Source organism: bacterium, assembly GCA_021372535.1.
Classification (GTDB): domain Bacteria; phylum Latescibacterota; class Latescibacteria; order Latescibacterales; family Latescibacteraceae; genus JAFGMP01.
The window spans coordinates 1-2,080 of sequence record JAJFUH010000129.1 but is presented as its reverse complement, the minus strand read 5'-3'; the positions used below and the strand labels follow the sequence as shown (position 1 = coordinate 2,080).

Genomic DNA, 2,080 nt, shown 5'->3' with positions numbered 1-2,080 from the left:
CCGTTCCTCGCTTTCACGTAATTCCTCTTCGGCCCGCATACTCTCTGTGATATCGGAAACAATCTGAACTCCTCCGATAAGAGATCCGGTTTCATCCAGTATGGGATCGAGCAGTATGTCGAGCCAGCGACCGTTCAATTCCACGCGCGTTGTTTCACGGTGAAGCGATTCATGCATGCGGGCAAACAGACACAGCTTGTCAGACGAAACTGCGTTGCGGAACAGTACCGAGCATCCTTTCCCGATAATCGCATCAAATGGCTTCCCCACCAGGCTCTTCATGGCGTTGTTGCATCTCAGGACGTTTCCATTCATATCGAGCAGGCAGACGGCGTCATTGATCGCATCGAACGTGGATTCCCACTCGCGGGCTGAGGCGGTAAGAGCTTTTTCTATTCGTGCTTTTTCGTCCCGGATATGTTTATTTTCAAGAGCTGCTTGAACCGCCGGCACTATTCTGGTCAGACGGTCTTTGAGCACATAGTCAACCGCGCCGGCTTTCATGCATTCAACTGCCGTTTCTTCGTTGATTGAACCCGTAATAATGATTAAAGGGATAGAAGGAGCAATTTCTTTCACTATTTTAAGCGCTTCGAGCCCGGTGAATCGAGGCATGGAATAATCCGAAAGAATTAAATCGGGTGAAAAATCTTTCAGTTCTTTTAAAAAATCTTCCTTGTTATCTGCCGTCCGTGCTGTAAATTGCAGTTTCTCTTTGCGCAGTATGCGTTCTAACAGCTCGGCATCTTCTGGAACATCTTCAAGGATCAATATCCGGATAATGGTATTCATTATATGTCTCCACAATCAGACCGGCGGTTTATTCATGAGCAGCCAGTATAATCCTAACTTTGAAACAGTCTCTGAAAAATTGTCAAATTCTACCGGTTTACTGATATAGCTGTTGACCCCTAATTTGTAGCTTTCTGCAATGTCCCTGTCCTCATTGGATGATGTCAGGATAACAACCGGTATCGATCTTGTCCGTTCATCGGCTTTGATCTTCTGAAGAACTTCCAGCCCGTCGACTTTCGGCAGCCGCAAATCGAGGAGTATGACTTTCGGGGTACTGATTATGTTACGCCCGGTATACTTCCCGGTTGCAAAAATATAGTCAAGCGCCTCCGCGCCGTCCCTGACCCATTCCAGGCTGTTGGCCAGATTCCGTTTTTTGAGAGCTCTGATAGCAAGCTCCGCATCAGTCTGATTATCTTCAACAAGAAGGATTTCAACTCTATTATCAGCACTCATTTTCTTGTTCCTTCTTTCGCGGCAGGGTGAAATGAATTGTCGCGCCTTCATCAACCTTTCCTTCAGCCCATACACGACCGCCATGACGGGTGATGACCTGCTTCACCAGGGAAAGACCGATACCTGTCCCTTCAAATTCGTCCTGCCTGTGCAGTCGCTGAAACACACCGAACAATTTCTTCTGATAGTTCATATCGAAGCCGACGCCATTATCCCTGACAAAATAGCTGTTCTCGTCATTTTCGGTGCGTCCGCCAATTTCAATTCGGGCGACCGTCCTCGGTCTGGTGAATTTCAGGGCATTATTGACGAGGTTGACCATAACTACCCGTATCATAGCTTTATCCCCCTGGGAAGGAGGCAGCTTTTCGACGGTCAACTCCACATTCCGGTCATGTACCGTCGGTTGCAGTTCATCAACCACACTTCCGGCAAGCTGTTCCATATCGATTTCGGATACATTCATTTCTATTCTCCCCAGACGGGAAAACGAAAGAATGTCATCGATAAGCTGTCCCATCCTCACTGTATTTTTACATATAACATCGAGTAACCGCCTGCCTTCATCATCGAGTGTACCGCTATAATCTTCGATAAGTATCCTGGAAAAACCATCAATCGCCCTGAGCGGTGTCCGGAGATCGTGAGACACCGAATATGCGAAGGTCTCGAGCTCTTTGTTGGCTGTTTCCAGCTGGGCTGTGCGTTCGATGACGCGCTGCTCGAGTTCGTTATTAAGTCTGATTATCTCTTCTTCGGCCAGTCTGCGCTCGGTGATATCATGACCATAAATATTGACGTATTTAAATTCTATTACGGGAGAGAATGT

General features: G+C 47.3%; 3 protein-coding genes. All 3 read right to left on the bottom strand.

Going from position 1 to position 2,080, the window contains the following annotated elements:
- The coding region (locus LLG96_11970) for a response regulator (protein ID MCE5250928.1) at nucleotides 1-792 on the bottom strand (792 nt) is incomplete at its 3' end.
- Between the two features lie 15 nt (nucleotides 793-807).
- Nucleotides 808-1,251: a response regulator gene (locus LLG96_11965; GenBank protein MCE5250927.1), complete on the bottom strand. Its 444-nt coding sequence runs from the start codon at nucleotides 1,249-1,251 to the stop codon at nucleotides 808-810.
- Nucleotides 1,241-2,080 (bottom strand): hypothetical protein (locus tag LLG96_11960; GenBank protein MCE5250926.1); only part of this gene is annotated, 840 nt, incomplete at its 5' end. The genes LLG96_11965 and LLG96_11960, both read right to left, overlap by 11 nt.

Coding starts and splice junctions, on each gene's coding strand:
- LLG96_11965 (MCE5250927.1), bottom strand. CDS start 1,251: ATGAGTGCTGATAATAGAGTTGAAATCCTTCTTGTTGAAGATAATCAG.